Raw genomic sequence first — 5,883 nt, 5'->3', positions numbered from 1 at the left:
CCACTACACCGAATGCGGGCTGAAGAACGTTTTCATTAGCGGTCTTGAATTCGTAAACGACGATGAAGGTGACGAAGTCATCACTATCCCGGCTGTCAATGAGCTTCACCGCGTGATCGCTCTTGGCATCATCTCGCATGAGCACGGGATAAGCCCTGATGAACTCCGTTTCCTGAGAACAGAAATGGGGTATACTCAATCTGAGCTTGCAATGCTTGTTCACCACGACAAGCAGTCGGTTGGACGGTGGGAGCGAGGCGAGTTTGTAATTGACGGGTCGGCGGAGACGATCATCCGGCGTCTGGCGATTGAAAAACTCGATTTGGCTTCTGGAGCTGGCATGGATGAATTGTCGCGCCGGAGTGTGCACACTCTGAAGCCGCAGCCGATCCAAATTCAGCACAGCAATGATGATGGATACCAGCTTCTAGCTGCCGCTTAGATCATGGTCCTGGTGCCGTCCCTCCCGCGCGACTGGGAGGGACGCTACTTGGTGTATTTGCCAGCTTTGATCAGCGGCCAAGCTTCAGCGTACGGCATGATGCTGTCGTGCTTCGACTTCCAATGAGCATCTATCCCGTCCCATCCATTGCCCTGAAAGACGTGCTGGCATTCAGGGCAGACCTTCAGTCCATGGGTTGCCGTGACTACCTTCTTCAACACGCGATCAAAGGCTTCCTCAGACTGGTCTGTCTCCAGATCGTGGGCGGCTTCCTTGAATTTCTGATACTGTTGTTTCTCTTGCGACTCAGTAGCCATTACGGCCTCCTATGCAGTCTCCGGACGACGACCTTATCAGAAATATCTACATCGACGAAAGCAGCCAGAACCAGCACCGGTTCTTGGTGCTTGGCGGCATCATAGCGCCGCGCCGTGTGGCCGAGGCTTTGAACGTTGCGTGCAAATTCATCCGCCGCAAGGAGTTGCCCGGCTCTGAGTTGAAGTGGACCAAAGTCTCGTTGGCGAAACTTGAAGCCTACCAGCAGATTGTGGATCAGTTTTTCATTGGCGAATGGTATGGCGGCCCTGTCGAATTCCATTGCCTGGTTGTCGAAATGGCGCGCCGGAATGAACATGCCTTCAACAGCGGCAACCGTGAGATTGGCTTCAACAAGGAAATCTACCAGCTCCTTATGAAATTTGGCCGGCTCTATGGCGACTGCCTTTTCCACGTCTACCCGGACAAGCGCGAGACAAATACCCCGCTAGATGAAATCCGTTTGATGCTGAATCGAGGCATCAAAAAGAAGGGCGATCAGCGGGATTGGCCGTTTAGGAGACTCCACTTTCGAGGCTCGCACGATGAGCCGTTGTTGCAGTTGACGGACCTCCTAATTGGCGCGGTGGCTTTCCATCTCAATGGCCATAGGAAGGTCGCTGGCGCGTCTCCAGCCAAGTGCTGGCTGTCTGACTACATTCTGGACAAGGCGCGCGTATTAGACCCAGCGCGCGATACGGCGGTGAAGGGGAAATTCACTATTTGGCACAGGCAGATGAGAGGCGTCCCCCGGCCCTAGCTTTCGCCTCCGTCTTGGACGGGTTCCCTACACTTGGCAGGGGTTTCGGGCCGAGGGAGGCCCTAAATATAGGCGAAACCGCCTTAAGACTCAACGCTTATTCCGTTTCCGAAACGGTTGACCTTTCCAAAGGGGTAGCTGCAACTGGACCGGCTTCCGGTAGTGGTCATGCTTCGCTGTGATGAGGCCCATGATAGGTCAGGCGCTTACCCTTGGTACCCTTCAAGGCGATGAGCGAACGAACGTTGTCTTCAATTCCCATGGCCGAGCGGTTCGAATAGCGGAAGTCGAACTCTGCCAGATAGCGGTGCAGATGGTGTTCGGCGCAATGCTGGTAAACGCCCTTCATGCCGCGCTTGAAGATGCTGTAATAGCCCTCGACGGTATTCGTGTGGATGGTCTTTTCGCCATCGTAGCGAACGTATTCGTCCTTGGAATGCGTGACGACATCGTGCGACGCGAATTCCTGGCCCACGCGGCGGTACATGCCAGCTTCATCCGTCATCAAGGCGCTTTCCTTGGCGATGTTGGCGCGGACGATAGGCATAACCGTTCCAATGCGGGCAGTATCGACATGGAAGGAACGAGCGCGGCCACCGCGTTCGACAAGCGTAACAACGGTGTTCTTATGCGAGCCGCCACCGGTCTTGACCGGGGTGCCAGCCAGACGGCCAATGTAGGTTTCGTCAACCTCAACGGTCTTGCCATTGCCACCCATGGGCGAGAAGTCGCCAGAGCGCATGGCCTCGCGAATGCGATGGCAGAGAAACCAAGCGGTCTTGTAGGTGACTTCCAAGACGCGGTGCATCTGGTGGGCGCTGATACCCTTCTTGGACGAGCACATAAGATGGATAGCCTGCAACCACTTGTGCAGCGGCAAATGGCTTTCCTCGAATATCGTGCCCATGCGAACCGTGAACTTCTTGCGGCAATCCGAGCACTTGTAGAGGCCATGGATTTCGACGCCGTGAGGGTTCTTCTTGGAAGCCTTCGTGCGACCGCCCTTCAATGCGTAGTGCTTTTCCATCGAGCCGCAATGGTGGCACACCGGACCCTGCGGCCAAAGCATACCCTCGACATGTTCGAAGGCGGCGGCTTCATCGTGGAAGTAGGGGCGGGACAGGACGGACATAGCGATAACTCCTTGGATTCGTTATCGCATAGTCGTTTGGGTCTGTCAAATATATAATCGCCCGTCGCAAAGGGGTTCAAACCGTGAACAGAATCTGGCATGGTGGCTGTCATGCCGATCATTTCCCCCATCGCAATCAATCCCCTTATCGACGGCCGCCAGTCGGAACGCGCCATGCTGGTGCGGCGYGGCGTGCAGCGGCTGCTSATGGAAATGGGCGYGCATGTGCTGCCTGAATTGTCGCTGGCCACCGGCCGCCGCGCCGACCTCGTGGCGCTGACCCGGCAGGGCGACATCTGGATCATCGAGATCAAATCCTCGATCGAGGATTTCCGGGTCGAYCGCAAATGGCCCGACTACCGACTGCATTCCGACCGCTTCTTCTTCGCCACCCATCCCGGCGTGCCGGCGGACATCTTCCCGGAAGAGTGCGGCTTCATTCTCTCCGATGGCTACGGCGCCGAGATCCTGCGCGACGCGCCGGAGCATCGCATGGCGGCGGCGACGCGCAAGGCGCTGATGCTGCGTATCGCCCGGGCCGGTGCCTCGCGGCTGCTGGCGGCGGAACTGGCCGGTGTGTCGGTGCCTGCGCTGGAGGGGGAGAGCGAGTAGTTCGAAAAACCCGGATTCCTCGCCCCACGCAGTGGGGAGAGGTGGCCCGGCGAAGCCGGGACGGAGAGGGGCTGGCGCGGCATCTGAGATTGTCGCATCAGGGAGCTGACAAGCGCCCCCTCTTTCATTGTGCTCTGGCTTCACGGAGGKCGTCCCCCTCTCCGTCCCGGCTTCGCCGGGCCACCTCTCCCCCGCTTYGCGGGGTGCGAGGTACCCAAGTTCTGTGAGCCATCGCGAATATTGGGATAGTTCTAGTTTTCTATTGCAGATAAAAATTATCCAGGATAAAAGATATCCATGAACTGGAGATCGGCACCATGAAGCTGGGCGAGGGCGTTGAAGCGGCCATCCATTGCGCGGCCACGCTGGCGAGCGTCGAGGGCAACAGCACCATGCCCGGCGCTGCCCTGGCAGAGGCCTTCGGCCTGTCGCCGAGCTATCTGCTGAAGCATCTCAATATGCTGACGGCGGCGCGCATCCTGGAATCGGTATCGGGTCCGGCGGGCGGCTACAGGCTGGCGCGGCCGGCCGAACGCATCACCCTGCTCGACATCGTGCTGGCCGTCGAAGGGCGCGAACCGGCGTTTCGCTGCGGCGAAATCCGCCGCAACGGTCCGGTCAAGATCGATGCCTCGGCCTATGTCAAACCCTGCGGCATCAATGCTGCGATGCTGAAAGCTGAGCGCGCCTATCGGGCGGCGCTCGCCGAAACAAAGCTGTCCGACATTGTGGCGGATTACGCGGCGGAGGGCGATCCGAGATCCTTTGCCGCGAGCTGCGCCTTCGTGGCGCGCCACCAGCGGCCGCAGAAACCCAGTTCAACCCCGCAAAACCCAAAGCAGATGTGAAAGGAAAGATGATGAAGCCGAGACTGCAATTTTACGCCAAGGCGCCCGAGATCATGAAGGCAGTGTCGGCGCTCAACAAGGCGGTCGACGAATGCGGGCTCGAGGTCAGCCTGCTGCACCTGATCAAGCTCAGGGCCTCGCAGATCAATGGCTGTTCCTATTGCGTCGAGATGCATAGCCGCGAGGCGCGKCGCGAYGGCGAGRCCGAGCAGCGGCTCTATCTCGTCKCGGCCTGGAAGGAATCGCCGCTGTTTTCCCCGCGCGAGCGCGCCGCCTTGGCCTGGACCGAAGCCGTGACCCTAATCGCCAACAATGGCGTSTCGGACGARCTCTATGCCMGSACGCTSGAGCATTTCTCGGAAGAGGAACTGGTCAAGCTSTCRGTSGCGCTCGGCATGATCAACACCTGGAACCGGCTTTGCATCCCGTTCCACGCCATTCATCCGATGCCGGCTGCCAAGGCTGCCTGATTTTATATCGCCATGGGAGCGCCGTCGGGAGGCGGCGCTCCAACTGCTTTCAAAGGGAGAGATTGATGCCTACCGATTTGCCTTCGACCTTGTTGTTTCTCGGCCGCCTGTTGCTCGGCGGCGCKTTTRTCTTCGCTGGCCTGCGCAACATCCAGAACGCGGCTTTCCTTACCGGATTGATGGCCGCGCGCGGCGTGCCACAGGCCCGRYTGGCGCTKTGGGCCGGCATCGTCCTGCAGRTCRYCGCCGGYGTKCTGGTGATSGCMGGCYTSTGGACSGCRATCGCYKGKGCGGTGCTGGTGTTGTTCCTGATCGTCGCCACGCCGATGTTCCACAATTTCTGGGACCATCAGGGCCCGGACCGCGCGGCGCGCATCAACGGCTTCGTCGGCAATGTCGCGCTGAGCGGCGGTTTCCTGACGCTGATCGCGCAGTCGCTTTGAAGGCCGAAATCACGCCGCAAATCGCAACCCGCCATCGCAGGTCAGCACCTGGCCGGTCATGAAGCCGTTGGAGACGAGGAAGGCTATCGCCGAGGCGACGTCCTCGGCGCGGCCGATCCTGCCCACAGGCGTCTTGCCGGCATATTCGGCAAAGACCGCCTGCCGCTGTTCGTCCGGTAAAAAGTCCCACCACGGCGTGTCGATGACGCCGGGCGCCACGACGTTGACGCGCAAGGGCTTCAGCTCGACAGCCAGGATCGGCGTCACGGTCAGCAGCATGCCGTTGACGGCACCGATGCCGGCGACGCCGGGCATGGTGGCCTGAGCCGATACCGCCGATATGAAGGTCACCGACCCCGATCTGTTCAGCGTCGGCAAGGCGGCCTGCAGGCAGGACAGTTGCGGCCGCACCTTCTCCTCGACGCCGCTGCCGATGTCGGCAAGGTCGAGGGTCGCGAAGGGACCAAGGCCCTTGCCGCCGCTCGCCGCCAGAACGAGGTGGTCGAACGGGCCGAGACGTTCGAAGAATTGACGGACCTCATCCGGCTTCGACGCATCGAAGGCGGCCTTGTCGGCGGCGCCGCCGAGGCTTTTCCAGGCGTTGTTGAGCTTGTCCTGGTTRCGGCCGGTGATSGTCACCTTCATKYCGGGSCCAAKCAGYTTKCGCGCGGTCGCCAGGCCGATGCCGGAKGAGCCGCCGAYGATGACTGTGTGTTCGGTTCTGTCGGTCATGAATGCTGTTCCTTCTGTTCTGGGGAAGCCAAGCCGACAAGGTCGAGGCTCAGGCTTCGCAATTGTTGTCTTGCCTTGGCGTCGTAGGCCTGGGCGTCGGCGCGGGATTCACGCAGGCCATCGAAATAG

At 59.9% G+C, this 5,883-nt stretch carries 9 protein-coding genes; 6 read left to right on the top strand and 3 right to left on the bottom strand.

From position 1 onward, the window contains the following. Positions 1-442 (top strand): helix-turn-helix domain-containing protein (locus AC1DX0_RS29710; protein WP_477357999.1); only part of this gene is annotated, 442 nt, incomplete at its 5' end. Between the two features lie 44 nt (positions 443-486). Here the strand turns inward: AC1DX0_RS29710 and AC1DX0_RS29705 are convergent. After that, the gene (locus tag AC1DX0_RS29705; RefSeq protein ID WP_477218397.1) at positions 487-759 is read right to left on the bottom strand and encodes a hypothetical protein; all 273 of its coding nucleotides are present in this window, start codon (positions 757-759) and stop codon (positions 487-489) included. Positions 760-770: 11 nt separating this feature from the next. Between AC1DX0_RS29705 and AC1DX0_RS29700 the strand changes: the two genes are divergently transcribed. After that, positions 771-1,517, top strand: coding sequence for a DUF3800 domain-containing protein (locus AC1DX0_RS29700; protein ID WP_477218398.1), 747 nt, complete (start codon positions 771-773; stop codon positions 1,515-1,517). Positions 1,518-1,683: 166 nt separating this feature from the next. Here the strand turns inward: AC1DX0_RS29700 and AC1DX0_RS29695 are convergent, their stop codons facing one another. Further along, the gene (locus AC1DX0_RS29695) at positions 1,684-2,649 is read right to left on the bottom strand and encodes an IS1595 family transposase (protein ID WP_477218399.1); all 966 of its coding nucleotides are present in this window, start codon (positions 2,647-2,649) and stop codon (positions 1,684-1,686) included. Between the two features lie 111 nt (positions 2,650-2,760). Here AC1DX0_RS29695 and AC1DX0_RS29690 point away from each other — a divergent pair, with 111 nt between their 5' ends. The 4 genes from AC1DX0_RS29690 (at position 2,761) to AC1DX0_RS29675 (ending at position 5,022) form a co-directional block, all read left to right on the top strand. After that, positions 2,761-3,261 (top strand): MmcB family DNA repair protein, encoded by a 501-nt coding sequence (locus tag AC1DX0_RS29690; protein WP_477357997.1) that lies wholly within the window; start codon positions 2,761-2,763, stop codon positions 3,259-3,261. A gap of 317 nt (positions 3,262-3,578) precedes the next feature. Continuing rightward, complete coding sequence (locus tag AC1DX0_RS29685) at positions 3,579-4,109, top strand: RrF2 family transcriptional regulator (protein WP_477221866.1); 531 nt, start codon at positions 3,579-3,581, stop codon at positions 4,107-4,109. A gap of 11 nt (positions 4,110-4,120) precedes the next feature. Continuing rightward, the gene (locus tag AC1DX0_RS29680; protein ID WP_477357995.1) at positions 4,121-4,579 is read left to right on the top strand and encodes a carboxymuconolactone decarboxylase family protein; all 459 of its coding nucleotides are present in this window, start codon (positions 4,121-4,123) and stop codon (positions 4,577-4,579) included. Positions 4,580-4,644: 65 nt separating this feature from the next. Further along, positions 4,645-5,022 (top strand): DoxX family protein, encoded by a 378-nt coding sequence (locus tag AC1DX0_RS29675; RefSeq protein WP_477357992.1) that lies wholly within the window; start codon positions 4,645-4,647, stop codon positions 5,020-5,022. 9 nt (positions 5,023-5,031) lie between these two features. Here the strand turns inward: AC1DX0_RS29675 and AC1DX0_RS29670 are convergent, their stop codons facing one another. Continuing rightward, positions 5,032-5,754, bottom strand: a complete 723-nt coding sequence (locus AC1DX0_RS29670; protein WP_477357989.1) for an SDR family oxidoreductase — start codon at positions 5,752-5,754, stop codon at positions 5,032-5,034. Positions 5,755-5,883 lie beyond the last annotated feature (129 nt).

The sequence above is a fragment of the Mesorhizobium sp. P3_A9 genome (assembly GCF_056402975.1).
The sequence above is the reverse complement of the archived record's forward strand: the minus strand, read 5'-3'. Positions and strand labels throughout refer to the sequence as shown.